Below are 26,855 nucleotides of genomic sequence, written 5' to 3'. Positions count from 1 at the left end.
CATGCACATCAACCGCCCCCGACACGATGATTACGCGCCCGAGGGCTCGGGCATGGCCGCTGTGGCGCTCGGCATGATGTCGGCGCTGCCGCTGATCGGCGCCGCGATCCTGACCGGCAAACCTCTTTGGTCCGTCCTGGTCCTGTGGTTTGTCGGCGGGCCCGTGTTGGCGCTGATCTTCGCCTTGCTGCCGTATCTGGCGCCGCGACCGAACAGGGGGGCGAGCCATGTCTGACATCGCTCTGACACCCCCCGTGCCCGTCACCACCGAGCCGGTGCTGATCCGCAGCCTGCTGATCGGCCTCTCGCTCGTTTTCGTGGCGCTCTTCCTCTTCGCGCCTCTTGTCACCGTCTTCGTGGAGGCGCTCCGGCAAGGCTGGGGGGCGACGGTCGACGCGCTGCGCCTGCCCGATGCACAGGCCGCGATCCGCATGACGCTGACCATCGCGGCAATCGCCGTGCCGATCAACGCCGTCTTCGGCATCGCGGCCGCCTGGGCGATCACCAAGTTCGACTTCCGGGGCAAGGCCTTTCTGATCACGCTGATCGACTTGCCATTCTCGGTCTCGCCGGTCGTGGCGGGCCTGATGCTGGTCCTGCTTTTCGGTGCGAATTCCACGCTGGGCGGCTGGCTCATCGCGAACGGCATGCCCATCGTCTTTGCCTTTCCGGGCATCGTGCTGGCCACGCTTTTCGTGACCTTCCCCTTCGTCGCACGCGAACTGATCCCGGTGATGATCGAACAGGGCCGGGCCGAGGAAGAGGCGGCGCTGACGCTGGGTGCGTCGGGCTGGCGCACCTTCTTCACGGTGACGCTGCCCAATATCCGCTGGGCGCTGCTTTATGGTGTGCTGCTGTGCAACGCGCGGGCCATGGGCGAATTCGGTGCGGTCGCCGTCGTCTCGGGCAAGATCCGGGGCGAAACGGCGACGATGCCGACGATGGTCGAGATGTTCTACAACGAGTACCTCTCGGTCGCGGCCTTCACGCTGGCCGCCGTGCTGGCGATGCTGGCGCTTCTGACCCTCCTGCTGAAATCCCTGCTCGAATGGCGCCATGCGGACCTGCTGGCAGCCACGCGACGTCATTGAGAAAGGACCAAATCCATGAACATCGAGATTGAGGAACTGGCCAAGGAATTCGGCACCACGCGGGCGCTGCATCCGGTGTCGTTGTCGATCCCCTCGGGTGCCCTGGTGGCGCTGCTGGGGCCGTCGGGGTCGGGAAAGACCACGCTGTTGCGAATCCTCGGGGGCCTCGAATTCCCGACCTCGGGCCGGGTGCTCTTCGGCGGGCAGGATGCGACCGGGCTGTCGGTGCAGGAACGTCGAGCGGGCTTTGTCTTTCAGTCCTATGCGCTCTTCAAGCACATGACCGTGTTCGAGAACATTGCCTACGGACTGCGGGCCCGCAAACGGCACGAACGCCCGGCGGAGGCGGAAATCGGCCGCCGGGTCAACAAGCTGCTGGACCTGATCCAACTCCCCGACATCGGCACCCGCTATCCCAACCAGCTCTCGGGCGGTCAGAGGCAGCGGGTGGCCCTGGCCCGCGCGTTGGCCATCGAACCTCGGATGCTTCTGCTTGATGAACCCTTCGGCGCGCTTGACGCGAAGGTCCGTAAGGAACTGCGCCAGGGCCTGCGCGAGATTCACGACCGCACGGGCCTTACGACTGTCTTCGTGACGCATGACCAAGAGGAGGCGATGGAACTGGCCGACCTCGTTGTTGTCATGTCGATGGGCCGTATCGAGCAGGTCGGCAAACCTGCCGAGATCCGTGCGAAGCCCGCCACCGACTTCGTGCGGTCGTTCACCGCAGCGTGAGCTCGCCATGGTCGGCGATGGGATGCAGTGGGAGTGGGTGATCCGGGCTCTCTCCCGTATCACAACAACGGTGCCGACCCGGCGGGCTCAGCCGTTCCTTCCAGAGGGGTGGGTCCGCAATGCCCAAGCACTTGGGTGGTATGTCCGGCTTGCGGGCCCCCGATACTTCATCATGTGGCGCAATCGTCTCTCGCCCGACACGGCGCCTCGGATCCTCGTTCTGCCGCATCGCGATTGCGGTCTGTCATCTATGGAGTACGAAGCAGTCCTCGTCGATCTTGCCGGCCGCGCTCGCCTCCCGGTGGCCCCTGAATGGATCAAAGGTTCGGGGCAACACTACTGGCTCGAGCGCGCGGAGCGTCGCCTCGTCGAGAGGATCGCGCCGATATCGGCGCGAATGTCATGATGAAGTGTTTCAGAACGGGAAGAAGATCGGAATGATAAGCACCGCGACCACGGCAAAGATGACGTTAAGCGGCAGGCCCACCTTGATGAAGTCAGTGAACTTGTAGCCGCCCGCGCCGTAAACGAAGGTGTTGGTCTGGTAGCCGATGGGCGTGGCGAAGCTCGCCGATGCGGCGAACATCACCGCCATGATGAAGGGGCGTGGGTCGAAACCCAGTTCGATGGCCAGCGCGATGACGATTGGCCCGATCAGCACCGCGACCGCGTTGTTCGAGACCATCTCGGTCAGCGCGCTGGTCAGAACGTAGACGGCGGCGAGGATAGCAATTGGCCCGATCCCGCCCACGGCCCCCACCACCGCCTCGACAATCACGCGGGCGGTGCCAGTTTCCTCCATGCCAAGGGACAGACCAAGCATCCCGAAGATCAGGAACAGGATGCGCCAGTCAATAGCGTCGAACGCCTCCTCGGGGTCGACGCAACGGGTCATCATCACCACGACAGCTCCGATTACCGCGAGGCCCGCGATGGGCATGACGTTCAGCGCGGCCAGCCCCATCACACCGAAGATCGTGGCGATGGCGATGGGTGCCTTGGCGCGACGCTGCGGGCGTTCGGTCGGGGTCGACAGGTTGACGATACCGCCATCCTCCATCATCCGTTGAAGTCCCTCGGGTGGGCCCTCGAGCAGCAACGTGTCAGCGAACTGCAGGCGCAGGTCCTGCAATTCCTGGCTGATGTTCTGTTCCTGTCGATGTACGGCCATGAGGTAGACGCCGTACTTCCGACGCAGCTTAAGGTCCTTGATCGGCCGCCCGCGCAGGTGCGATTTCGGTCCGACACTGGCCTCCATCGTTATGGTCTGGTCGGCGGTCACCGGCTCGACATCGTGATCTTCGCGATCCCGAAATGCGATCTGCCCGTCTTCCTTTAGCCCGAGTATCTCACCCGTGCCGGTCTTGAGGACCAGCCGATCTCCGGCTTCAAGGACCAGATCGTTCATCGTGCGGCGCATCGACACCTCGCCGCGGACCACGTCGAGGATGCGCGTCTCGGTGGTGTTGAAGGGTAGATCGGCAAGCTGCTTACCGACGTATCTGGACCCGTTCGGAATAAGAAGGCGCGCAAGGAACCGACGCTTGCCCTCCTGTCCGAGAAGGCTCGACAGAGAGGCACGGTCGGGCAACAGGTAGCGTCCGGCGAACATCATGTACGCCATGCCCACGGCCGCCAGGATCAGCCCGGGCAGCGTCATCTCGAACATAGTGATGGGGGGTTGTCCGGCCTCCTGCGCCACGCCGCTCATCAGGATGTTGGTAGAGGTGCCGACCAGCGTCAGCGTGCCGCCAAAGATTGCGGCAAAAGACAAAGGGATCAACATGCGTGAGGGTGCCACGCCCACCGAAGCCGCGACCGAGATCATGATCGGCGTCAGGAGGATCACCACGGGCGTGTTGTTCATGAAGGCGGAAGCGCCCATCGTGCCGACCATCATCAGCAGCATTGCCCGCAGGAACGAGCCGCGCGCCTGTTGTTTCAGAACGTCGCCGATGATCGTCAGCACACCCGTCCGCTCCAGCGCCGCCGAGATGATGAACATCATCGCGATGGTGATAGGCGCCGACGAGCTGAACACCGACAAGAAGTCCCGCGTTTCTATAATCCCCGTCGCGAGAAGCGCCGCCGAAGCCGCAAGCGCGGTCACCTCGGGCGGGTAAATCTCCCGGATGAAGCTCAGGAAGACAACGCCCACAAGCGCGAGAACGAAGATCTGGTCGAGACTCATGGGCGGGTACTCTCTCAAGGCAGTGGCACTTTCCCACAATAAACGATAAAGCTACTCGTGTTTTCAATCGCAATCTGTCCGGATGGCCCGAAACCGACGGGACGCGGCAGATCGCTCCTCAGGATCAGCCGATCACATGCTGCGCAAGCTAGGCACCGTCTCAGGCCTCACCCTGGTCAGTCGCATCCTCGGCTTCCTGCGCGATGTCGTGCTGGCCGCAACGCTGGGTGCCGGGCCGGTGGCGGATGCCTTCATGCTGGCTTTTCGCCTGCCGAACCATTTTCGTGCGATCCTAGCTGAGGGTGCGTTCAACGCCGCCTTCCTGCCGACATGGGCTGCCGCGGACACAAGCAGGCACGACAGCTCGCGCCTTGGCGCAGAGGTTCTAGGCTGGCTCACGCTGGCCAACCTCGCGCTTCTGGCGCTGGCGCTTGGTGCGACCGGCTGGATGCTGGCGGTGCTCGCACCCGGCCTGTCGCCCGCCGACGAGAGCTGGCCGCTTGTCGTCACGCTCACACGGATCACCTTTCCATACCTGTTCTGCATGTCACTGGTGGCCTTCCTTTCGGCCATGTTGAATGGGCGCGACCGCTTCGCGGCGCCGGCGTCCGCCCCGATCCTGCTCAACCTGTTCATGATCGGCGCGCTGCTTATGGCCGCGCAGTTCCCGAGCGCCGCCCATGCCGCCGCCTGGGGCGTGATGGCATCAGGCGTGGCGCAGGTTGCGTTGCTGGTCGTAGCTGCGTGGCGCGCGGGCCTGCCCCTACCGCGTCCCCGGCTGGGCCTGTCGCCCGATACAAGGCAGGTGTTCCGCCGCCTCGGTCCCGCGATCCTGACCTCGGGCGCGCTGCAGGTCGCGATCTTCGCCGACACGATCATCGCCACGTTCCTGCCGGCCGGATCACTCTCGCACCTCTACTACGCCGACCGGCTCTACCAACTGCCCATCGGCCTGATCGGTGTTGCGCTCGGAACGGTCATCCTGCCCGACATCGGGCGCCGCGCGGGCCTCGGTGACGAGGTCGGCATGCGCCGCGTGCTCGACCGGGCGCTCGTGATCTGTCTTGTCGTGGGGGTGCCTGTCGCGGTGACCATGGCGACCCTGGGCGACTGGGCCATCCGCATCCTGTTCGTTCGCGGCGCCTTCGATCTTGCGGCGGCGGAAGCATCGGGGGCCATCCTCGCCGCTTACGCCCTTGGTCTGGTTCCGGCACTCGCGCTGCGCTCCCTCGTCGCCGGATTCCACGGGCGTGGGGATACCCGAACTCCGCTTCGCCTGCTCGTTGCGGCAACGCTCGTCAACATCGCACTGAAGATCGTGCTTGCCCCGATGCTCGGCGCGGTCGGGCTTGCCCTTGCGACATCAGTGGGCATCACGGTCTATGCGACACTGCTCTTCCGGGAAAACCGGGTCCATGGTTACCTCACCGGGCCCGCGCCGATCCCGGCGGGCGCACTCGTCGCAACGGGGGTCGGATTGGGCCTGTTTGTCTTGTGGTCACGCGATGCCGTCCTGCGCGCCGTCGAGTATTTGACTCCAGGTCTTGCAATGCCGGTCGCATTTCTGATGCTGATGATCGCCATCCTGGCGGTTCAGGGATTGGCGAGCGCCTTGGTCGTCGGACGCCGCCCGTCTGAAGCAAAGGGCACACCGAAGGAATAGCTGCGATACTCCCGTTTTCGAACTCGCCCAAAATCGAACTATGCGCGAAATATTCAGCGCTCATCTTCCACACAGCGTAAAAAATCATGCGGACCAGTTCACAGGTCAAACCAATAGCCGTGACCGCTCCAATCCGATTTATTGATTGATGGCTAAATCCCCTGTCGTCTTCCCAGCAGCTAGCGCCTCTACGAACCACTGCGGTTTACGCCCACGACCGGACCAGGTGAGCGACGGGTTCTCAGGATGCCGGTATTTCGCCGCGGCAGGCATCCGCGTGGTTTTCATCTCAGTGCCGACAAGTTCGGCCAGAGAGTAGCCCATTTCTCTGGCCACAGCTTCGACCTTGTTGCGGGCTTCCGCCTTCTGTCGAGCCTCAAAGGTGGAGATCGCCTTGGCGATGTCCTTCTGCATTTTCTTCAGCTCGGGAAGCGACAACGCCTCGAGATCGTAATCAGCCATGCTATGCCTCGTGTCCTGAATGTTCCGGTATCGATAGCCCGCCGGGGCATGGGCCCGCAACTCCCGTAGGCAGGGAGGCAGGTGACGAGAGTTGGTTGAACCATAATCTTGGCCGCTAGTGGGGTGCTGGGCTTGGGTTCAGGCAGTCCCGATTGGCAGGGATGACAGGGTCTGGCAAGGGCTCCCCGCGCCTCTCTGACTTCTGGGCCATCCCTTCGACTGACAATCCCCTAATCCCGTTCGGTCTCCTGCCCGCAACCCCGCGTCAGCCCGGGCCGTGTTGGCCGCCTATGGCGTCCTGCCCGCTCCACCCCGGTCCTCTGGGGGTTTCCGGTGTCCGTTCCGTCCACCGTGCACGCGTCACCCGACGGGCTTTTTCCGGGTTTTGTCGAAGGGACGGTCCCGAAGACAGGAAACACAGGAGCTAATCATGCAGAACATCGTCATCCTCGCCGGCAACATCGGTCAAAAACCCGAAACCCGCACCACTCAGGGCGGTACCAACATCACCAACTTCAGCCTCGCCACCTCTCGCCCCCGCCTCTCGGAAGGTCGCGTCCTGCGCGACGAGAACGGCTACCGTGTCATGGACACCGAATGGCACCGCATCACCTGCTTCAACGGTCTCGGCAAGACGGTCGCGGAGCATTGCGAAAAGGGCATGAAAGTCCTCGTCCACGGCCGCATCCACTACAGCAAGTGGATCGACAGCATGGGCAACGACCGCTACGGCTGCGAGATCATCGCCGAGAAGGTCGACTTCCTGAGCCGCCCGAAGTCGGCCGAGAACGAAAACCCCGAGCTGGTCGACCGCGACGACGAGATCCCGTTCTGAGGAACGGGGTCTTCCCCTCGGGCCCGGCGGGGTAACCCGCCGGGTTCACTGCGGCGATGGCGAGGCAGCTTCTAGCCCAGTTTAACCCCGCTCCTACGCGCGATACAAGGAATCGATGAAACGACATTGGACTGCTGGCAGGGTGCTTGCATATTGGAAGGTGTGTGCATGGACGACAATCGGAATACTGGACAATGCCTATGTGGCTCAGTTCAGTTCTGCATATCAGGAGAGTTCGAGAGCTTCTTTCTTTGCCACTGCGCCCGCTGCCGTAAGGACAGTGGCTCGGCTCATTCGGCAAACCTGTTTTCATCAACGGCAAAGGTGAACTGGGGGTCGGGCGAGAGCAATATCAAGACATTCCGGCTTTCCGGCTCACGACACATCAAGAGCTTTTGCAAAGATTGCGGTTCCGCGCTGCCAGTTTTTCAAGCGGACCTTGGTTTGCTTGTCGTGCCTGCGGGATCACTTGATAGCCGGCTCGACATTCGGCCCAATGCGCATATCTGCTTTTCCAGCCGCGCGGACTGGGACAACGACCTAGCCTCCATCGAAAGGATAGCCGGACTTCCGGATTAAAGATTCGACCCGGTGATTGGGCCGTTAAAAACGGTCATACGACAATGACGCGACAGTCCGCTTCGTCCCGCATTTCTGCCGATTACGCCAAGATTTCTAGAGTCAGAGAAGGGCTGGTTGCTTTCGCGACGGGTTGAAGGCTGGGAGAGTGGCTCCCGGCGCCTGTCACGGGAGATTGCCGATGGGCGTTGTAGAAGTTCTGGATCCGGTGCAGCCGGCGCGGGCGGGTGGCTGGAAGGTGGATGTAAGCCGGGGTGAGCGGAACGGGCGGGTGTCGTCCGAATGGTTCAACCGTCCCGATGACGAGCGGTATCTCTCGCTCGACGATCTCTGGGCAAATGTGAAGGGCCGGTCCGAGCGCAGCCGCAGCCGGGTGGTGCAGACGGCGGATATCCGGGTCGAGGCCGCGCGCGACAACCCCGAGCGGTTGCACCTGATGTTGCCGAAGGCGCAAGAACCGGTCGCGCCCACGCATTGGGCGTTCGGCCAGCTTGCCAGCATCGTTGGCGCACCGGCGTCCTACCTGCGGCAGTTGCCTGCGCCGCTCGCGGGCATCAACCTGCAATACGGTCTGATCAACCACCGCGCCGAGCAGGTCAAAACCTTCGAGACCGAAGATGGCCGCACGGAACTGCGCGCGGTGACCGGCCCCGATTATGGCCGCATCCACGATTTCGAACTGGTCGAGGCGGTGCAGCGCATCGCGGGCAATGGCACCGGCGACACGCGCTGGAAGGTGCCGGGCGTGCTCGACTGGTCGACCGGGGTTTACAACCCCGATGTCGAGATCAGCCGCGATACGACCACCCTCTATGCCTCGGACCGCGATGTCTTCCTGTTCCTGGTCGATGATCGCAACCCGATCGAGGCGGGCAAGCTGGCGGACGGCTCGCCCGACCTCTACTTCCGGGGCTTCTACTGCTGGAACTCCGAAGTTGGTGCCAAGACCCTCGGCATGGCGAGCTTCTACCTGCGGGCGGTGTGTCAAAACAGGAATCTGTGGGGCGTCGAGGATTTTCAGGAGATCCGGATCCGGCATTCGAAATATGCCGCCTCGCGCTTTGCCCATGAGGCGGCCCCGGCGCTGACGCGGTTTGCCAATTCCTCGCCGCAGGGCTTCGTGAACGGTATCAAGGCAGCGCGGCAGCAGGTCGTGGCGCGCAGCGATGAGGATCGCGCGGACTTCCTGCGCAAGCGCGGCTTCTCGAAAGCCGAATCCGGCAAGATCATTGAGAAGGTGCTGATGGAGGAAGGCCGCCCGCCTGAGAGCATTTTCGATTTCGTGCAGGGCATCACGCGGCTTGCGCGTGACAAGACCCAGCAGGATGCGCGCCTCGACATGGAAGGCCGCGCGAAGAAGCTCCTCGACCGGGTCGGCTGACGCCGGGCCCGACAACGCGACCGCCCGCATCTGCGGCGGTCGCGCTTTCCACTTCCAAATGCATGCCACTGGCCCCGCCCTGAGAGGGCAGGGGGCTTCTGCCTGCGCATTTCAGCGAGAACCTTCATGACCCCCCAGGAAGAAACCGTCATCCTCGAAGCCCGGGACATCCTTGGCCGTTACCTCAGCCAGAACCCGGTCATCGGCAGTTGGCAGGCGCTGATGGACTATTGCGCGCTGACCGTGCGCGGCCCCATCGAACGGTTTCATGTGCTCTACCTCGACCGCAAGAACCGCATCATCTCCGATGAGCTTCTCTCGACCGGCACGGTCGACCATGTCCCGGTCTATCCGCGTGAGGTGATCAAGCGGGCGCTGATGCTGAACGCCAGCGCCCTGATCCTGATCCACAACCACCCGTCCGGCGATCCGACGCCGTCGGAGGCCGATCTCAGCATGACCAAGGAAATCCAGAAGGGCTGCAAGTACCTCGGGCTGACGCTGCACGACCACATCATCGTCGGCGCCGGGACAGAGCTGAGCCTGCGGGCCCTCGGCAAGCTCTGAAGGCCCATCGGACCCATCACCGCCGCCCCTTCGAGGACGAGGGCGGCGGTTTGGTCTTTGACGGATGAAGCGGGGAGAGAGGCTTCCCGCGCCGTCGGAGATTTCCCCATGTTCGACTTGCCCCTGCCCATCCACCCGACCACCGGCCCGCGAGGCTTCTCGCCGGTTTTCGCTGTGGGCGATGCTGATCCCAAACACCCCTTTGCCCTGACCCTGTCGCGCCGCACGCCTGCGGATCTGATGTCGGGCCGGGCCGCGCCGTTGGTCCTCGCGCGCTTTGCGACGCTGGCCGATGCCATGCAGGGCGCGATCGACCATGCCGAGGGCATGGCCACGGATGCCACGCCCCAGCTTCTGGCGATACTCGATCGCGACGAGCGCCTTGTGCTGGCCGGGGCCGACAGCGACCACGCTGTCGCCTGGTGCCACCCGGTCACGAGCGCGGCTGAAGCGCGGGGCGTCGTGACCGAGGCGAGCCAGCTGCGCGCGCAGGCGGGCCGCGCGGCTGCCTGGGCCGAGCCGGATCTGGCGCAACGGCTGCGCCACCGCGCCGATCTTCTGGATGGGCGTCTCGTAGACCCGCTCTGGCGCGCCTTTGCCGCCCGGGCGCTGCAAGTCGCTGCCTGAGGCCCGAGAGGCAGAGGAGGGCAGGGGGGAATTTGGAGCTTGTCCGGGGGAGAGAGATCGCCCGGACCGGCTCCGATCCCTTAACCTTAGCGGAGACTCACGATGACCCTGACCGAACCCACCCTCACGCCGCCGATGACACCCTCGTCCGTCGACATGGCGCAGATCTTCGCGGCGCATGCCGAACGCGCGGCCGGGATCGAAGCGCTGCGCCCCGGCAACAAGGATCGCCTTTTCGATGGCCTCACGGCCGCTGGCATCACCCATGTCACTGTCACCTTCGACGGTGCAGGGGACAGCGGCCAGATCGAAAGCATCGGCGCGTGGTTCGGTGAAACCGCCGTCGATTTCCCCGCTACTGAAATCGAATACGCTGCGCTGACCTGGGACAACCCCGAGGTCGAGATGCGGCAGCTCTCGCTGGAAGATGTCGTAGAGCAGCTCGCATACGACTTTCTCTCCGACACCCATGGCGGCTGGGAGAACAACGACGGCGCTTACGGCGAGTTCTGCTTCGACGCCGCAGCCCGCTGCATCCATCTCGAGTTCAACGAGCGCTTCACCTCGTCCGAACTCTACACCCACGACTTCTGAGGGGGTGGCAATGGCACATCCCTATCACCACGCCCTCTCCTCGGTGAAGAAATGGGGCGGCACGGTCGACGATTTCATGGCCGTGCATGCCTGGTTCGACCAGAGCAAGGAGATCACGGCCGATTTTCGGCACCGGGCGCTACGCCACCATGCCGAGGGCATATTCATGGCCGAGACGATTTTTGGGCAGACCCTCACACTCTCGACCGGGCGCATCATCCCGACCCGTTGGGTTGGTGAGCAGCATGTGAAGGAAGACCTCGGCTTTATCCCGAGCTTCGCCGACTGGGTAAAGGCGATCCGCCCTGAGCCCTGGATGGGCCGGAGCGCGCGGATTGAGGCGCTGGTCGACCCGCATCTCGCCTCGCCTGTGGTTGAGGTCAGCTGACATGACCGATCCCGCATACTTGCGCCTCGGTCTACCGCCGACGGCGTCGCCCCTGGCCGCCCTGCGCGCGGCGGTCCGGGCACTGCACCCCGACACGCGCGCTGTTCGCGGCTTCCGAATCGCGCGCAAGCGCTTCTACCGGCAGATGCTCTGTGCACACGCCGCGCGTCAGGCCGCAGACGATCCGCTATCCGGCTGATCGCTGTGCCTCATCCCTTTTTATCAATCCAGCGCCCGGCCCCTTGGCCGGGTTTCTCAATCTCAGGAGGTCCCCATGGCGGATTACTTCACCCATTTCTCATGCCTGATCGACGTTGGCAGTGCCGACAAGGCTGCCCGCGCGCTTGCGCTGTTCCAGGAACTGCGCGCTGCGGATCAGGACGCCGCCGACCCGGAGGTCGCGGGTTTCACCCTCGTGCATCAGGACGCGCCCGAGGGCCGCACCCTCTGGATCCATGACGACGAACACGGCGATGTCGAAGCGGTCATCCGGTTCGTGCTGCGCCTCGCGGACGAGCTCGACCTCACCGGCCTCTGGGGCTTCCAATACGCCCTGACGTGCTCCCGGCCCCGCCTCGACGCCTTCGGCGACGGCGCGCATGTCATCGATCTCGGCGCGCGCAAATCCATCGGCTGGACCAGCACGCAAGAATGGCTGGCCGCCGCGCTGAACGGGGAGGACGTCGATGCCTGAGGTGATCTGTACCACGGTCTACCAGTTCCCCGAACTCTCGGATGCCGCCAAGGAAAAGGCGCGCAGCTGGTATCGCGAGCTTGGCCCCCACGACGATTGGTGGGATTCGGTCTACGAGGATTTCGAGCGGGTCTGCGAAATCCTCGGCATTCGCCTGAAGACTACACCCGTCCGCCTTATGGGCGGCGGGACGCGGGCCAAACCCTGCATCTGGTTCTCCGGCTTCTGGAGCCAGGGCGACGGTGCTTGCTTCGAGGGCTATTGGTCCCACGCGAAGGGCGCGGCCGCGCGCATCCGGGACTACGCGCCCAAGGACGCCACGCTGCATGGCATAGCCGACCGGCTGCAGGCCATCCAGCGGCGGAACTTCTACCAGCTCGCCGCCGAGGTCAGCCACCGTGGCCGCTACTACCACGAATACACCATGTCCGTAGACGTCACCCGCGACAGCCCGACCTGGCAGCCGCCGACTGAGGATGCCGAGGAGATCGTGACCGACGCGCTGCGCGATCTGGCCCGCTGGCTCTACCGCCAGCTTGAGGCTGAATACGACCACCTGACCTCGGATGAGGCCATCGAGGAGGGGATCATCGTCAACAAGTACACCTTCACAGAAGCCGGGCGTCGCTTCGGGTAAGGGCGCACGGTTGAAAACTGTCAGAAAACTGCGTATGTTTCTGACAAAGGAGCGATCATGGAGCGCATGGCCGAGAGCATTATGAATGTCGCAACGACGTTGCCGGAGGGGGTACCCTTGGCAGCGAAGGGGCTTTTGCATCTCGGCTCGCGCGCGGCGGTCGATCAAACGCTGTCGCGTCTGGCTGCGCGCGGCGAGTTGATCCGTGCCGGACGCGGCATCTACATGCGCCCGGTCCAGACACGCTTTGGACCGCGTAGCCCGTCGGCTGAACAGGCGATTGAAGCGCTCGCTATGCAGCGGGGCGAGACGATCGTCCCGAGTGGCGCTGCTGCGGCAAACGCTCTGGGCCTCACGACACAGGTGCCGGTCAAGTCGGTTTACCTTACTTCCGGTCGAAGCCGCGTGCTGAGCCTTGGCCGGCAGGCAGTCGAACTGCGTCATGCGCCGCGTTGGCAGTTGGCCCTTGGGAGCAAGACCTCGGGCCAGGCCGTCCGTGCGCTGGCATGGCTCGGGCCGGATGAGGCTCCCAAAGCTCTTCAAATCCTGCGATCCAAGCTCACGGAGACGGCAAAGACTGAGCTGATGTCCGCCGCGCCGCAGTTTCCGACTTGGCTGGCACGATTAGTCGGAGAGATGGTCCATGGCTGAGGCATTCCTGCGCCTCAGCGGTAAGGACCGACTGGATGCTCTTGGTGTCGCGGCCGATCGGCTCGGCCGACCAGCCCATCTCCTCGAAAAGGACGTCTGGGTGGTCTGGGCGATCCAGCAATTGTTTGGATCGCCCATCGGCACAAACCTCGTCTTCAAGGGCGGCACCTCGCTGTCGAAGGCCTACCGGGTCATTGACCGGTTTTCCGAGGATGTGGATCTGACCTTCGATATCAGAGCGCTGATCCCGGATCTGCTGGAGGGCCGTGAAGACGCCATGCCCGCCACATCCAGCGAAGAGCGGCGCTGGTCGAAACGTGTTCGAAAGGCTTTGCCTGAATGGGTGGCCGGGACCATTCAGCCGATCCTGCAGCAGGCAATTGATCGGGAAGGGGTCGATGCCGGCCTTCGGATTGATGGCGACAAGCTGTTCATCGACTACCCGCACCTCGCCCAAGGCACTGGATACGTTTCTCCGAGCGTGATGCTGGAATTCGGCGCGCGTTCTACAGGAGAGCCCGCATCCCCACGCGATATCGTTTGCGATGCCGCGTCGGTGATCGAAGGCGTGGAGTTTCCCACTGCCCGCCCGCGCGTGATGCATGCGGAACGGACGTTCTGGGAAAAGGCGACAGCGATCCACGTCTTCTGTTTGCAAAACCGTATGCGAGGGGATCGCTTTTCTCGCCACTGGCATGATGTCGCCCGGTTGGACGATGCGGGCATCGCCGCTGCGGCCATCCAAGATCGCGCGCTTGCGACCGCTGTCGCCCGGCACAAGACGATGTTCTTTGCAGAGAAGGCGGCGGATGCCACGTGGATCGATTACGGCACCGCAACCTCTGGGCATCTACAACTGGTCCCAGGCGGCGATGCTCTCAAGGCTCTCGCTGACGATTATGGCCGGATGGTCGAGGACGGCCTGCTTGCATCAACACCAGAGCCTTTTGGCGACTTGATGGACCGTTGCGCGGGCATCGCGCGTAGGGCCAATGCAGCGTTCAAGCCTGACTGACCATCTTTTCGGAAGATTCCCGCTACTTATTTCCGTCGATCCATTTCGACATGAGCCCCTTGTCGCGGAAGCACTCTTCCGGAACGGCGCGCTGTTTGATCCGGGCAAGTTTCTCCGCGAAGGCCACCTGCTTGGAGGTCGGCAGCCGGTCCATGTCGGAGACCGGCTTCAGCTGGGCCTGAGCCTCAATCCAGACGCTCAAGGACCGGCGGTCCTGCTGAACCTCCCAGGGCAGAAGGGTCTGATTGCGCAGAGCGAGTGACCGCGCATAGGCGATCTGCTTCGGTGTCGCGGGCAGGGTGTATGTGGTGCTGTCCATCGGGAAACTCCCTTTCTAGCTTGGCCCTCAATATAGAACATAACAGGAACAAAATCAAGCCAAGCGTCCGCAACGCAACGGTTCGAGAGGAAGAGCGGGGTCGGGGAAGATCAGGCCTGAGGGTGCCCGAGAGAGAGGGTGTCCGGGCCTATCCCTGTCCCTCATTCCGGAGTTTCCCGATGACCTATCTCGTGCCTGTTGCGCCTCCCGTTCCTGTTCCGTCCACTGAACCCGCGCCCGCAATCCTCGCCGTGGCCGAGGCACTGCAGCCTGATCTCGCGCAGGGCTTCCAGATCGAAGCGCTGCGCCTGCGCGTAGAGATGGAGCGCGCCTTTGGCGGCTCCGATGCCGACGGCGCCTGGGACTGGAAGCTTGCCTATGAGGCGGGCGAGGTGGCGCTGGTCCTCTTCCTGCGGAAATTCGGCCGCGCGCTGCTGGCCCGTGCTGGATCGCCTGCGGCACTGCTGCCGATCCTTGCCAAGGTGGCGGGCCTCTTGCCGACGCATACCCGGCGCTCGGAGGAGATGGAGCGGTTCCAGCAATTCTCGACGCCGCTGCCCATGGGGCTCGCTGCACTGGCCGCCGCACAGATCACGCCGCGTGACCTGGTCCTTGAGCCTTCGGCCGGGACCGGGCTTCTGGCGATCCTCGCTGAGATCGCGGGTGGCAGCCTCGCGCTGAACGAGTTGGCCGACACCCGCGCAGACCTTCTGCGCCTCCTTTTTCCGGGGCGTCCCGTCACCAGTTTCGACGCCGCGCAGATCGACGATCACCTCGACGCAGGGCTGCGCCCCAGCGTCATCCTGATGAATCCGCCGTTTTCGGCTGTGGCCAATGTCGATGGCCGCAGCACTGATGCGACGGCCCGGCACCTGCGCTCGGCCCTTGCCCGGCTGGCCCCCGGCGGGCGTCTGGTGGCCATCACAGGGGCGGGTTTTGCGCCCGATGCCCCTGCTTGGGTCGACACTTTCGCCCGGCTGACGGAGACGGCCCATCTCGTCTTCACCGGCGCTGTGTCCGGTGCCGCCTTCGCCAAGCATGGCACCAGCTTCGAGACGCGGATTTCGGTCTTCGACAAGTGCCGCGGCGGCGAACGGGGTGGGATCACCGCCGATCTGGCTCGGGCGATGTCCGTCGATGCGCCGCAGCTCCTCACCCGGATCGTGGCCGAGTGCCCCCCGCGCCTCGAGTTGGAAGAGGGCGCGCTGCCTCGCCCCCAGCCCACTTCCCCTTTCCGGGAAAAACCAGCCCGTACGTCCGGCCTTCCCGCTCGACATTTGGGGGCAACGTCATCGGCCAGTGCTAATGCAATTGTCGCAGCGCCAGATGCCGAAGACCTCGGCTACACCCTGCGCGAGACGGCGGACGATCTCGGCGCCGCGCGCCTGTCGGATGCGATCTACGAGACCTTCCGCTTGCAGGCGATCGACATCCCCGGGGCGGCCCCGCACCCAACCAAGCTCGTGCAGTCGGCGGCGATGGCCTCGGTCGCGCCCCCGAAACCCTCCTATCGTCCGAAACTCCCGCCTGCCGTGCCGCGCGACGGTCTGCTCTCCGAGGCCCAGCTTGAGACCGTGATCTACGCGGGCGAAGCGCATGGTGCGTATCTCGCCGGATCATGGACCGTCGATGAAACCGGCGACATGGTCTCGGCCGCGCCCGACGATGCCGCTGACGCCGTTTGCTTTCGGCGCGGCTTCTTCCTTGGCGATGGCACCGGAGCGGGCAAGGGCCGCCAGTCGGCCGGGATCCTGCTCGATAACTGGTGCCAGGGACGCCGCAAGGCGCTCTGGATCTCGAAGAGCGACAAGCTGCTGGAAGACGCGCAGCGCGATTGGTCGGCGCTCGGGCAGGAGCGGCTGCTGGTCACGCCGCTTTCCCGCTTCGCGCAAGGCCGCGACATTCCGCTGACCGAGGGCATCTTGTTCACCACCTATGCGACGCTGCGCTCCGAGGAACGCGGGGCCAAGAAATCCCGCGTCGATCAGATCGTCGACTGGCTCGGGGCGGATTTCGACGGGGTGATCCTCTTCGACGAAAGCCACGCCATGGCCAATGCCGCCGGTGGCAAGGGCGAGCGCGGCGATACCGAGGCCTCGCAGCAGGGCAGGGCGGGCCTGCGCTTGCAGCACAAACTGCCCAATGCCCGCGTGGTCTATGTTTCGGCCACGGGCGCGACGACGGTCCACAACCTCGCCTATGCACAGCGTCTCGGGCTTTGGGGCGGGGAAGATTTCCCCTTCGCGACGCGCGGTGAGTTCGTCGAGGCCATCGAGGCGGGCGGGGTTGCGGCAATGGAGGTCCTCGCTCGCGACCTGCGGTCGCTTGGCCTCTATACCGCCCGCTCGCTCTCCTACGACGGTGTCGAATACGAGATGCTCGAGCATACGCTGACGCCCGAGCAGCGCGGCATCTACGATGCCTATGCGGGGGCCTTCGCCATCATCCACAACAACCTTGCTGCCGCGATGGAGGCGGCGAACATCACGGGTGAGAGCGGCACGCTGAACCGCCAGGCCAAATCTGCCGCGCGCTCGGCCTTCGAATCCGCCAAGCAGCGCTTCTTCGGACACCTGCTGACGTCGATGAAAACCCCCACCTTGATCTCCAGCATCGAGGTCGATCTCGCGGCGGGGCAGGCGTGCGTCATCCAGATCGTCTCGACCGGCGAGGCGCTGATGGAGCGCCGCCTGTCGGAGATCCCGACCGACGAGTGGAACGACATCCGCGTCGACATCACCCCGCGGGAATACGTCCTGGACTATCTCGCCCATTCCTTCCCGGTGCAGCTCTACGAGCCCTTCACCGACAGCGAGGGCAACCTGTCGTCCCGGCCGGTGGTGCGTGATGGTCAGCCGGTGGAATGCCGCGAGGCCGCCCGCAGACGCGATGCGCTGATCGAGAAGCTGGCCTCGCTGCCGCCCGTCCCGGGCGCGCTCGACCAGATCGTCCAGCGCTTCGGCACCGATCTCGTGGCCGAGGTCACGGGCCGCTCGCGCCGCATCGTTCGCAAGGGCGAGGGTCCTGCCGCGCGGCTTGTCGTGGAAAACCGTGCCGGCTCCGCCAACCTCGCGGAAACCGCCGCCTTCATGGATGACCAGAAGCGCATCCTGATTTTTTCCGACGCGGGCGGCACCGGGCGCAGCTATCACGCCGATCTCGGGGCGAAGAACCAGCGCCTGCGGGTCCACTACCTCCTGGAACCGGGCTGGAAGGCCGATGCGGCCATTCAGGGACTGGGCCGCACCAACCGCACCAACCAAGCGCAACCACCGCTGTTCCGGCCCGTTGCTACCGATGTGAAAGCAGAGAAACGCTTCCTCAGTACCATCGCGCGTCGCCTCGACACGCTCGGGGCGATCACGCGCGGCCAGCGTCAAACCGGGGGGCAGGGGCTGTTCCGGCCCGAGGACAATCTCGAGTCCCCCTATGCCCGCGATGCCCTGCGCCAGCTTTACCGCCGCATCTATCGCGGCGATGTCGCGAGGTGCTCACTTGGTGCTTTCGAGGATGCCACAGGTCTCAGCCTGACCGATGACAATGGGCTGAAGGACGACCTGCCCCCGATCACGACCTTCCTCAATCGCCTGCTGGCGCTGACGATCGACATGCAGGCCGTGCTCTTCTCGGCCTTCGAGGAATTGCTTGACCAACGGATCGAGGGGGCCATCGCGGCTGGGGTCTATGACCTCGGGCTCGAGACGCTGCGCGCCGAGAGCTTCCGCGTGACGGATGCTCGGGTGATTTACACCCACCCGGGCTCCGGCGCGGAAACCCAGCTCCTCACCATCGCGGAGAAGCGGCGCAACACGCCGACCTCGCTCGCGGATGCGCTCGACTGGCTCGACGACCCACAAGCACGCCTGCTGGTCAACAGCCGCTCGGGCCGTGCCGCGGTGCAGGTGCCCGCCACCAGCTTGATGCTGGACGACGGCACGATCGAGCCCCGCTTGCGGCTGATCCGCCCGACCGAGGCCACCACGGTTCCGGCCAGGATTATGGACGAAACCCACTGGCTCGAGGCCGACCGCGCGGCCTTCGCTGCCGCCTGGACCGCGGAACTGGCTGAGATGCCGGAGTTCTCGGAAGCCACGCTCCACATCGTGGCGGGGCTGCTGCTGCCGATCTGGAAGCAGCTCCCACAGGATGAAACCCGCGTCTACCGGCTGCAGACCGATGACGGCCAGCGCATCATTGGCCGCCGGGTCTCGCCTGCCTGGGTCGCGACCACGCTGGCCAATGACGCGCCGCAGCTGACGGCGGCGCAGGTCCATGCCCTCGTTCTCGAGGGCAAGACCGTGGTGCGGCTGGCCGAAGGGATGGAATTGCACCTCTCCCGCGTCATGGGCGTGAACCGGATCGAGCTCTCTGGCTTCACGGAAGCGGCGAAGGACCGACTCAAGGCCGATGGCTGCTTCTCGGAGATCATCAGCTGGAAGCTGCGCCTTTTCTGCCCGACGGACTCAGCCGGCATCGCCGTACTTGATCGTCTGCTTGCACGTTGTCCTGTGACGGGACTACATGCACGCGGAGGGTGCTGAGCCATGTATTCCGAGACCGAAGATGTGATCCGCGCTCTTGCGGAGAATGCAGAGAGCGTGTGTCGCGCTTACCTTCCCGCTGGTCGGCGGGAAGGGTCCTACTGGATCGTGGGCGATCTGCAGAACAACCCCGGCCGGTCGCTCTTCGTGCGCCTGACCGGGCCCGCGTCCGGCCCGGGCGCTGCCGGCAAGTTCACCGATGGCGCCACGGGCGAGCATGGCGATCTTCTCGACATCATCCGCGAGAGGACCGGGATCTCCCGCTTTCCCGACCTTCTGGCCGAGGCCCGGGCGCATCTTGGCCGCCCGCAGCCGGTTCACCCAGATGCGCCAGAGCCGAAGAAGGCCAAGGCCCCCGGTGGCACACCAGCGGCCGCAGCGCGTCTGTTTGCAGCCTCGGTGCCGATCGCAGGCACGCTTGCCGACACCTACCTCCGCGCCCGGGGCCTGACCCAAGGAGGCACGATGAGCGCGCTGCGCTTCCACCCGAAGTGCTGGCATCGGGATGAGGGCCAGACCCGGAGCCTCCCCAGACCGGCGTTGATCGCCGCGGTCACCGATGGGGCAGGGGCCTTGCAGGGCGTGCATCGCACCTGGCTTGCGCCTGACGGTCAGGGAAAGGCGGCTGTCGAGACGCAGCGGCGTGCCATGGGTCACCTTCTCGGCAATGCCGTCAGGCTGACCCCGCATGAGGACATCCTCGTCGTCGGCGAAGGCATAGAGACCATGCTGTCCTTGGTCGAGGCAGTGCCTGGCCTGCCCGTCTGGGCGGCGCTCTCGGCCTCGCACCTCAGAGCAGTCCTGCTGCCGGAGGGGGTGCAGCGCCTCTACATCGCCATCGACCGCGATCCTGCCGGCCAGCGCGCGGCAGAGAGGTTGAGCGCCAGAGCTTCCGAGGTCGGGGTGCGCGTGCGGGTGCTGGAACCGCGTCTCGGGGATTTCAACGATGATCTCCGGGCGAACGGCAAGGAGGCGCTTCGTCAACATCTGGCAGGGCAGATCGGTCCAGAGGATTGGCATCGCCTGTTGGGCTGAGCTGCATCGCGCAAGGGGCGGTCCGGGAATGCGGGGCAGGGGTCACGGATTCCTGTCGTGGCTGTGGACCGTCGGCTTTGCCTCTTCCCGGGCAATCTCATCCACCCGTCCCCCGAGCGGCCTTCAAGAGATGGGCAGGCGGCCGTCAAAGGGGCCGCCCCTTCAAGGACGGGGGGCGACTGATTTCCGCCGCGGGGGACGAGCCCCCGCTTTGCATCGCGAGACAAATCAGCCGCCCCCCGTCCTCCTCCACATGCGTTCCGGCCCCGAAAGGGGGTGAAGGGCCGTCCCCTCCCACGGCTTTCGCAGCCCATGAAGGCCGCGCGGGATGACGCGCGGACCAGACAGGCCCGGAGGCAAGAACCGATGACGATCCACACCCACGACGACGCGTATGAACCCGCCCACACCGCATCCCAGACCGCCCATGCGCTCGACGAGCTGCAGCTCTATGGCTACCGCCCCTTTGACGAGCCCGATCCGCGCCCGATGCCCGATGGGCAGCGCCTCGCGGTCGCCGTCGCCGACATCTTCGACGCCCTCGTCGCGACCCTGGAAGACACCCGCATGGAACCCGACCTCGAAGAGGTGCTCTGGGGCCAGGTCAACCTCTTTCACCGCGCCACAGCCCGGATCGAGCGGTCGCTTGACGAGAACGAGCAGGCGCAGCGCCGCCTCCAGCGCGAGCAGGACGGTTCCGAGGTGAAATCCACCGAACTCGAGCGCCTGACAGCCGAAGGCCTGACCCTGATCGAACGGCGCAACTGCATGGACATGATGCGAGATCACGCCGCCACCGAGTTCGTCCATCACACGGGATCCACCTGGCGGCCCCGCACCGGCTCGATGGTGAACCGCCAGCACATGACCGCAGCGCTGATCGACAGCCGCGATTTCCTGGCTGCCAAGCGGCGCGCGGAAACCGAAGTGATGCTGCCCGCAGGCCCCAAGGTCGCCCTCACCGGCGGGACCGACTTCAACGACCACCGCCTGATCTGGGGCAAGCTCGACCAGGTCCGGACCAAGTATCCCGACATGGTCCTCCTGCACGGTGGAAGTCCGAAGGGCGCAGAACTCATCGCCGCCAAATGGGCCGAGGCTCGGGGCGTGACGCAGGTGGCCTTCAAGCCCGACTGGACCAAGCACGCCAAGGCTGCACCGTTCAAGCGCAACGACGCCATGCTCGACGTGCTGCCCGTGGGCGTCCTCGTCTTCCCAGGCAACGGCATCCAGGAGAACCTCGCCGACAAAGCCAAGAAGCTGGGCATCCCGGTCATGAAGTTCGAGAAGGGGGCGTGAGCCCCCTGTTCCCCTCGCGGGGAAATCGAGGTGGAAGCGCAGGCTTCCACCTGATATTGTGTAGGAAACTTCACCCGATCACTACATGTACCACAGCCCGATCCAGCTCGATGTCTTCCCGACCGACGTGCAGATGCGCCGGATCGATCCGGCGCGTAACATGCGTCGCTTCTATCGGCTGAGCATACAGCGCGACCTCTTCGGCCGTGCCAGCCTCGTGCGCGAGTGGGGTCGGATCGGCTTCCGTGGCCAGATGATGGTCGAGACCCATCCTGATGAAGGCAAGGCCATCACGGCTTTGATGAAGCTCGCAGCGGTGAAGAAGCGGCGTGGGTACGTTCAGTAAACGTGCTTGGACGCAGCCATTTTCCCCATTTTTTCATCGCATCAAGAGTGCTCCTGGATCAATCAGGAGTGAGGTCCAAAGCCTCGCCCCGCTTTAGTATCTCGTAGATCACCCCTTCGAGGATCGGCAGGGCCTGCCGATCCTTGCTAAGGAGAAGCGTGGCGAGCTCGCTATGCGAGGACATGGCTCGGACCACGGCCGCCTGCACCGCGCCAGGGAGGTTCCCCTTCATCGCTTGATCCTTACTGTTCTTGTCGATCTGGGCCATCACAACTGGGTTCTGGCGGGTAATTGCGGCGACTTGGTTCACGAAAGCGACCTGGTCCTCGAGCGGGGTCGCCTCTCCGAAGAGACTGTTCAGGCGCTCGATCAGCTCCTGCATGTAGACCGGTAGGGCACCGGGCCGTCCACCGCCGCCGCCGCCCTTTATGGGGTCGAGGGTGGGGGGCTCCTCATCCTCGCCGGTGCTAGGCTCCTCTCGCTCCACGATATCATAGCCGGTCAGCGCGATTCCGTGCAGGTCGATCTCGGACGAGGGCACCCCGTCCAAACGGTTCGCCAGCAGCTTCGAGAAGGCGGCGAAGACCTCAAGGTCCGGGTCACCGAGATCGATCAGCTGAGCGACATAGGCGTAAAGGCGGCCAAACCGCGACAGGCCTGCCTTGAAATCCGTTAGCGATACGATCGCGGTCTCGACCTGTTCACGCTCGTGATCGGCGCGCTTCATCCCGTCCTCATTCCCGACCGCTTTCGCCTTCTGCCAGGCGTCCTCGGCCTCTGTGGCCCGGTTTCGAAGCTCCGTGAGCCGATGGTTGTAGGCGTCGGTTGGTTCCTGCGTCGCGGCGTACATCGCCTTGTGCGCCGCCTCGTCATCGGTGCCGCTGGCGGCAGCTGTCGCTGTCCGAAACCGAGCCTTCTGGAAGTCGAGGACATGTGTCTCGTTATAGATACCCTGATCGTCGAGGAACTCCTTCAGGTCATAGATGACGTTGAGGTCCTGCACCTCCTCGATCTTGGCGCCCCGGTCATACTGGGCAAAAGCGGCCCGGACCACGTCCGGTTCGTTGATGAAGTCGATGATGAAGGTCTGGTCCTTCCCGGGAAAGGTCCGGTTCAGACGGGAGAAGGTCTGGACGATCTCGACCGCGTTCGCGATCTTTTTGTCCACATACATCGCGACCAGCTTTGGCTGGTCGAACCCGGTCTGGAACTTGTTCGCGACCAGCATGACCCGATATTCCGGCCGGTCGAAGACGTGGCGCAGGTCCTTGCCGCCGGCGTCCGGGTTCATGTTCACTTCGGTGAACTCCGCGTCCTCCTCAACGACGAATGCGTCCCCCTGCAGCAGCTCGTCGTTCGGGTGCATCACCTCGCGCCCGGTCAGCTTGCCCGAGAAGGCGACGAGGGCGCGGATGTTGCCGTATTCCGGGTTCGCGGCGATGAAGGAGTCGAAGGCTCGCTTGTACCGGACCGCAGAGGCCCGGGAGCTGGTGACCACCATCGCCTTGGCCTTCCCGTCCAGAAGGTGGGCCACGTTCTTCGAGAAGTGCCCGATGATGAACCTAACCTTCTGGGTGACGTTTGTCGGGTGAAGCGTCATCCATTTCGCCAGCGCCCGTTTGGCGGCCTTCCCGTCAACCCTCTTCTCGTCGACGATCTCTTGCCCGAGGTTGAACGCGGTCTTGTAGGGGACGTAGCCGCGCAGAACGTCCAGGATGAACCCTTCCTCGATTGCCTGGCGCATTTCGTACTTGTGGAATGAGGCTGGCAGGTTGTCGTCCGAGGCGGGCTTGGTGGGATCGGCCGGGCGCCCGAAGAGCATCAAGGTCGAGTGTTTCGGGGTCGCCGTGAAGGCGAAATGGGACACGTTCGCCGGGCGCTTCCGGGACCGCTGGACCTCCAGAAGGATGTCCTCGACCGTCATCTCCGACATATCCTGCTTGGCTGACAGGGCCAGCGTTGCCTGCAGTTTCGAGGCGGTGTTTCCCGTCTGCGAGTTGTGCGCCTCGTCGATGATCACCGCGAAGTTCCGGTCCCGCAGGGACGTCTCCGTCAGGATCGCCTCCATGGCGAAGGGGAAGGTCTGGATGGTCACCACGATGATCGGGGTGCCCTTCAGCATCGCCTCGCTCAACTGGTCGCTCTTCGACTTCGACGAGGTTTCCCGGTCGATGGCCGCGATCAGCCCCTTCTGGTGATCGATCTGCTGGACAGCGTCCTGTAGCTGTCCGTCCAGCACGTTCCGGTCTGTTACGATGATCACCGTGTCGAAGATCGGAGTCCCGTCGTCCCGGCGCAGCTTCACCAGGTCATGCGCCGTCCATGCGATGGTCGAGGTTTTTCCGGACCCGGCGCTGTGCTCGCAAAGGTAGGGATGTCCCGACCCCTTCACCTTCGCGTCTGCGATCATCTTGTTTACCGCGTCGAACTGGTGGAACCGGGGGAAGATCAGGGTCTCTTTGACCGACCAGTTCCCCTTCAAGTCGACCACATTCTTCTTCTCGACATAGACGAAGCTGTGGAAGATCCGCAGGAACGCGTCCGGCTGGCAGATCTCCTCCCAGAAGTAGGCGACTGGGTACTCCCCATCGGCCCGGGCCGCGTTACCGGCCCGACCGTCATTCCCCTTGTTGAAGGGAAGGAAGAAGGTGTCCTCCCCCGCAAGCTTGGTGGTCATCCAGATCTCGCTGTCGGACATCGCGAAATGGACAACCGCGCCGCGATGCTGCGTCAGAAGCGGATGCTTGCGTTTCGTGACCGGGTCTACGGGCAAGCGGTCGCGCCGGTACTGGGCCTTCGCGTGTTCGACCGACTGGGTGAAATCCGTCTTCAGCTCGACCGTCGCCAGCGGCAGGCCGTTCAGGAACAGGCCGAGGTCTATGGCAAGCTCGCGGCCCGGGTGATATTTCAGCTGCGGGACGACCTTGAGCCGGTTTGACGCGTAGCGGTGCAGGACTGCATCGTTCCGCTTGTCCTCAGGGGCCGCCTCGGACAGGTCGAGGTGGCCGGCACCGGCGATCGAAAAGCCCCGGCGCAGGGTCTGGACCATCCCCTGTTTTTCCAGCGCCGTCTCCAGCCGGTCCATGATGACCGTCAGGGTCTTGTCACCGTTCGTCGCCTGGATCCGGTCCCACTTCTGCGGCTGGGTGGACCGAAGCCAGGCCTCCAGGTCCTCCGGGTACATGGCACGGTCCGCGTCGTAGGCGTCGGTCGACCCAACCAGCCAGCCCGACGCAGCGAGCTTCTGGACGATGTAGGACTCGAGGTGCTTCTCGTGATGCAGGTCGCTCATTCCGTCACCTCCGATCCGCCGGCCTGCGCCTGCTGCCACTCGTGATAATTCAACTTCGATCCCCGAACCTTCCACTCCAGCCGCCCGTTGCTGTTCCGGTCAAGCACCACTGCCGCGGCGGCCGACGGGCTGCTGAACGGCCAGGGCTTCGCGAAGCGCATCCTGTCTTCTGCATGGGGGATCAGAACGCCCTCGGCGATCATCTTCTCCTTCAAGCCGCCATAGCTCTGTTGAACATACCCGGTCTCGATCAGGGCCTCGGAGCCTTCCAGAACCACGAACTCCCCGTCTTCTTCGACGGCGGTCGCCTGAACGCCGCTCTTGTGGCGGATCTCGAAATGGACCTCTTCGGCGGTCCGGTCCTCTGCGGGTTTCGCAACCTGGGTTACGGCCCGGGGCTGGGGCTTGAGCATGTCCAGCCCGATGACCGGTAGAATGATCCGAAGGTTTGACAGGAACTGCTCCATGTTCGCGACATCGGCCTCGGGCAGGCGGCGGCGGTCGGTGTCGGGCTGGGTGCCGTTGTCGAGTGTCACCCGGCCTGCTTGCGCGGCAACACGGATAAGCCGGGCCTCAAGGTATTCGGCATGCCCCTTCGACAGGTCATCGTCGCTGGTGGTGACGGTGATCGCGGTTTCCCAGAAGTCACGCTTCTTGGCGCTCTGTTCGATCCGCTCCGCCACGGAGTTCCCCGACCCGATATAGACCCGGGTCACGCCAGGCTTGTCCGGGTCCGGGCCGGACAGGATATAGACGCCGGTCCGGTCCACCTCGGAACGGGCGGTCAGGTCGCCGAAGGCCGAGGCGCCGCTGACAAACAACAGACCGGTCCAGCCGTGGATCGTCGCCTTGCGCAGGCCCGTGGGCTTCCCGTCGACCAGGAAAAGCTGGATGGTCCGCCCGAAGGTTTCGCCTGTGGTCATGCGGGTACCTCTTTCACAAGTCTTGCCAGCTTCGTTTGGGCAGAAACCGGCATCCTCATACCTTCCATACCGCTCTTGTGCGCCAATCCGCCGGAAAGCCCATGCTGGAAGGATCGGCCAACGGGCAGCCGTCGATCAGCGCCACAAGGCGCTTTTTCCATTCATTGCCCGGTGCGATCAGCGCCAAAAGGTAATCGAGCATCACCAGCGTGTTGTGCAGATAGCGCGGATCGGCATCCCGCATGGCGACGGGCAGCTTGGCGGGGTATTTCGGAACCGTCATCGTCACCGTAAAGCGCTTGTTCCAAAGCCTGCCATGGTGGGCGCATATGTTGCGCACCGTGCTAATATGGTGCGCAAAGGACGTAACGACTGCTTCATCCAAGGCAAACGGATCAGCAATTGCTTTTCTGTCGGCGCGTGTTTTCAAGTTGCTGTAGAATTTCGACAAAAGTCCGAACGACATGACCTCAGCCGCCATCCAGACCGGCGGCAGCTTGGGTGAGTCATACTTGTCACGATAGTGAATCGCGAACGCATCGTCGGAGCGATTGAACTCTTTCTCCAAATCAGTGACGTCTTTCGCGTGATGTCGGATTACTGAGTAGTGGCCCTGTTCGAGATAGCCATGGGGGCCATGGCTCATGGCCATGTGATGTGCCCATTGCGCGCGCAGGGCTACTTCGACCCGTTCGATAGCGTCCAGGACCAAGAGCCGCAATTCACGGTCGAAGATGTAGAGGGTCAGCACATCCTCGAAGGTCGTCCCGTCGCGGAAGGCGTGATCGCCGTTGTTCGCGGCGGGCACCTCGAAGGGAAGCCAGTAGGCCCGTAGCCTGTAGTAGGAGATGAAGTTCAGGTAGTGCTGTGCCTGGGCTTCATCGCCGACAATCATGCCGCGACGTTTGAGGAGTTCGATCTGGTCCGGGACGGAAACGGCGGGTTTTTCAAACTTCATGCGGCACCCCCGTGCCGCGAAAGCGATACCCT

Annotated in this window: 26 protein-coding genes; 20 read left to right on the top strand and 6 right to left on the bottom strand. The window is 64.1% G+C overall.

Annotated elements, in window-relative coordinates:
• The first annotated feature begins 1 nt into the window (after nucleotide 1).
• Genes QO033_RS16960 through QO033_RS16950 form a run of 3 tightly spaced genes read left to right on the top strand, consistent with a single transcriptional unit; the run spans nucleotide 2 to nucleotide 1,826 of the window.
• Nucleotides 2-235: a hypothetical protein gene (locus tag QO033_RS16960; RefSeq protein WP_284482167.1), complete on the top strand. Its 234-nt coding sequence runs from the start codon at nucleotides 2-4 to the stop codon at nucleotides 233-235.
• Nucleotides 228-1,091: a sulfate ABC transporter permease subunit CysW gene (gene cysW, locus QO033_RS16955; RefSeq protein WP_284482166.1), complete on the top strand. Its 864-nt coding sequence runs from the start codon at nucleotides 228-230 to the stop codon at nucleotides 1,089-1,091. Before QO033_RS16960 ends, cysW begins: the two co-directional genes overlap by 8 nt.
• Before the next feature lie 15 nt (nucleotides 1,092-1,106).
• Complete coding sequence (locus tag QO033_RS16950; protein WP_080457367.1) at nucleotides 1,107-1,826, top strand: sulfate/molybdate ABC transporter ATP-binding protein; 720 nt, start codon at nucleotides 1,107-1,109, stop codon at nucleotides 1,824-1,826.
• A 415-nt stretch (nucleotides 1,827-2,241) separates the two neighbouring features.
• Here the strand turns inward: QO033_RS16950 and QO033_RS16945 are convergent, their stop codons facing one another.
• Nucleotides 2,242-4,017, bottom strand: a complete 1,776-nt coding sequence (locus QO033_RS16945; RefSeq protein WP_284482165.1) for an SLC13 family permease — start codon at nucleotides 4,015-4,017, stop codon at nucleotides 2,242-2,244.
• A gap of 136 nt (nucleotides 4,018-4,153) precedes the next feature.
• Between QO033_RS16945 and murJ the strand changes: the two genes are divergently transcribed.
• On the top strand, nucleotides 4,154-5,680 hold the full coding sequence (murJ, locus tag QO033_RS16940; protein WP_284482164.1) for a murein biosynthesis integral membrane protein MurJ: 1,527 nt from the start codon (nucleotides 4,154-4,156) through the stop codon (nucleotides 5,678-5,680).
• A 138-nt stretch (nucleotides 5,681-5,818) separates the two neighbouring features.
• Here murJ and QO033_RS16935 read toward each other — a convergent pair whose 3' ends face one another.
• Nucleotides 5,819-6,142, bottom strand: coding sequence for an H-NS histone family protein (locus tag QO033_RS16935; RefSeq protein WP_284482163.1), 324 nt, complete (start codon nucleotides 6,140-6,142; stop codon nucleotides 5,819-5,821).
• Between the two features lie 430 nt (nucleotides 6,143-6,572).
• Between QO033_RS16935 and QO033_RS16930 the strand changes: the two genes are divergently transcribed.
• The 12 genes from QO033_RS16930 (at nucleotide 6,573) to QO033_RS16875 (ending at nucleotide 14,110) form a co-directional block, all read left to right on the top strand.
• On the top strand, nucleotides 6,573-6,977 hold the full coding sequence (locus QO033_RS16930; RefSeq protein WP_047998258.1) for a single-stranded DNA-binding protein: 405 nt from the start codon (nucleotides 6,573-6,575) through the stop codon (nucleotides 6,975-6,977).
• A 168-nt stretch (nucleotides 6,978-7,145) separates the two neighbouring features.
• The gene (locus tag QO033_RS16925; RefSeq protein ID WP_284482162.1) at nucleotides 7,146-7,556 is read left to right on the top strand and encodes a GFA family protein; all 411 of its coding nucleotides are present in this window, start codon (nucleotides 7,146-7,148) and stop codon (nucleotides 7,554-7,556) included.
• Nucleotides 7,557-7,737: 181 nt separating this feature from the next.
• Complete coding sequence (locus QO033_RS16920; RefSeq protein ID WP_284482218.1) at nucleotides 7,738-8,937, top strand: DUF932 domain-containing protein; 1,200 nt, start codon at nucleotides 7,738-7,740, stop codon at nucleotides 8,935-8,937.
• Nucleotides 8,938-9,063: 126 nt separating this feature from the next.
• Nucleotides 9,064-9,504 carry a JAB domain-containing protein gene (locus QO033_RS16915; RefSeq protein WP_018065906.1) on the top strand — a complete coding sequence of 147 codons (441 nt, stop codon included), beginning with the start codon at nucleotides 9,064-9,066 and terminating at the stop codon, nucleotides 9,502-9,504.
• Between the two features lie 108 nt (nucleotides 9,505-9,612).
• A complete protein-coding gene (locus QO033_RS16910) occupies nucleotides 9,613-10,131 on the top strand; it encodes a DNA repair protein RadC (protein WP_284482161.1) in 519 nt (172 codons plus the stop codon).
• A gap of 102 nt (nucleotides 10,132-10,233) precedes the next feature.
• Nucleotides 10,234-10,725, top strand: a complete 492-nt coding sequence (locus QO033_RS16905; RefSeq protein ID WP_284482160.1) for a DUF6878 family protein — start codon at nucleotides 10,234-10,236, stop codon at nucleotides 10,723-10,725.
• 10 nt (nucleotides 10,726-10,735) lie between these two features.
• The gene (locus tag QO033_RS16900; protein WP_284482159.1) at nucleotides 10,736-11,113 is read left to right on the top strand and encodes a DUF6915 family protein; all 378 of its coding nucleotides are present in this window, start codon (nucleotides 10,736-10,738) and stop codon (nucleotides 11,111-11,113) included.
• Nucleotide 11,114: 1 nt separating this feature from the next.
• Nucleotides 11,115-11,312 carry a hypothetical protein gene (locus QO033_RS16895; RefSeq protein WP_284482158.1) on the top strand — a complete coding sequence of 66 codons (198 nt, stop codon included), beginning with the start codon at nucleotides 11,115-11,117 and terminating at the stop codon, nucleotides 11,310-11,312.
• Between the two features lie 75 nt (nucleotides 11,313-11,387).
• On the top strand, nucleotides 11,388-11,807 hold the full coding sequence (locus tag QO033_RS16890) for a hypothetical protein (protein WP_284482157.1): 420 nt from the start codon (nucleotides 11,388-11,390) through the stop codon (nucleotides 11,805-11,807).
• Nucleotides 11,800-12,444 (top strand): antitoxin of toxin-antitoxin stability system, encoded by a 645-nt coding sequence (locus tag QO033_RS16885; protein WP_284482156.1) that lies wholly within the window; start codon nucleotides 11,800-11,802, stop codon nucleotides 12,442-12,444. The genes QO033_RS16890 and QO033_RS16885 overlap by 8 nt, the downstream gene beginning before the upstream one ends.
• Nucleotides 12,445-12,501: 57 nt before the next feature.
• Entirely contained in the window at nucleotides 12,502-13,095 is a 594-nt protein-coding gene (locus QO033_RS16880; protein WP_088716143.1) for a DUF6088 family protein, read from the top strand.
• Nucleotides 13,088-14,110, top strand: a complete 1,023-nt coding sequence (locus tag QO033_RS16875; RefSeq protein WP_284482155.1) for a nucleotidyl transferase AbiEii/AbiGii toxin family protein — start codon at nucleotides 13,088-13,090, stop codon at nucleotides 14,108-14,110. The genes QO033_RS16880 and QO033_RS16875 overlap by 8 nt, the downstream gene beginning before the upstream one ends.
• A gap of 22 nt (nucleotides 14,111-14,132) precedes the next feature.
• Here QO033_RS16875 and QO033_RS16870 read toward each other — a convergent pair whose 3' ends face one another.
• A complete protein-coding gene (locus QO033_RS16870) occupies nucleotides 14,133-14,429 on the bottom strand; it encodes a hypothetical protein (RefSeq protein WP_088716141.1) in 297 nt (98 codons plus the stop codon).
• A 179-nt stretch (nucleotides 14,430-14,608) separates the two neighbouring features.
• Between QO033_RS16870 and QO033_RS16865 the strand changes: the two genes are divergently transcribed.
• From QO033_RS16865 to QO033_RS16850, 4 genes are all read left to right on the top strand, one after another.
• Entirely contained in the window at nucleotides 14,609-18,970 is a 4,362-nt protein-coding gene (locus QO033_RS16865) for a strawberry notch family protein (RefSeq protein WP_284482154.1), read from the top strand.
• Between the two features lie 3 nt (nucleotides 18,971-18,973).
• Entirely contained in the window at nucleotides 18,974-20,005 is a 1,032-nt protein-coding gene (locus QO033_RS16860) for a DUF7146 domain-containing protein (protein ID WP_284482153.1), read from the top strand.
• A 366-nt stretch (nucleotides 20,006-20,371) separates the two neighbouring features.
• Nucleotides 20,372-21,304 carry a DUF2493 domain-containing protein gene (locus QO033_RS16855; RefSeq protein WP_131389963.1) on the top strand — a complete coding sequence of 311 codons (933 nt, stop codon included), beginning with the start codon at nucleotides 20,372-20,374 and terminating at the stop codon, nucleotides 21,302-21,304.
• Nucleotides 21,305-21,389: 85 nt separating this feature from the next.
• Nucleotides 21,390-21,650, top strand: a complete 261-nt coding sequence (locus tag QO033_RS16850; protein WP_284482152.1) for a WGR domain-containing protein — start codon at nucleotides 21,390-21,392, stop codon at nucleotides 21,648-21,650.
• Between the two features lie 58 nt (nucleotides 21,651-21,708).
• Here the strand turns inward: QO033_RS16850 and QO033_RS16845 are convergent, their stop codons facing one another.
• The 3 genes from QO033_RS16845 to QO033_RS16835 are packed head-to-tail and all read right to left on the bottom strand — an operon-like array spanning nucleotide 21,709 to nucleotide 26,823.
• Nucleotides 21,709-24,942 carry a type I restriction endonuclease subunit R gene (locus QO033_RS16845; RefSeq protein ID WP_284482151.1) on the bottom strand — a complete coding sequence of 1,078 codons (3,234 nt, stop codon included), beginning with the start codon at nucleotides 24,940-24,942 and terminating at the stop codon, nucleotides 21,709-21,711.
• The gene (locus QO033_RS16840; protein ID WP_284482150.1) at nucleotides 24,939-25,865 is read right to left on the bottom strand and encodes a GIY-YIG nuclease family protein; all 927 of its coding nucleotides are present in this window, start codon (nucleotides 25,863-25,865) and stop codon (nucleotides 24,939-24,941) included. Before QO033_RS16840 ends, QO033_RS16845 begins: the two co-directional genes overlap by 4 nt.
• 55 nt (nucleotides 25,866-25,920) lie before the next feature.
• Nucleotides 25,921-26,823, bottom strand: coding sequence for an Abi family protein (locus QO033_RS16835; RefSeq protein WP_284482149.1), 903 nt, complete (start codon nucleotides 26,821-26,823; stop codon nucleotides 25,921-25,923).
• Nucleotides 26,824-26,855 lie beyond the last annotated feature (32 nt).

It is taken from the genome of Pseudodonghicola flavimaris (assembly GCF_030164425.1).
Taxonomy (GTDB): Bacteria; Pseudomonadota; Alphaproteobacteria; order Rhodobacterales; family Rhodobacteraceae; genus Pseudodonghicola; species Pseudodonghicola flavimaris.
This window is presented reverse-complemented; position numbering and strand designations above follow the sequence as displayed.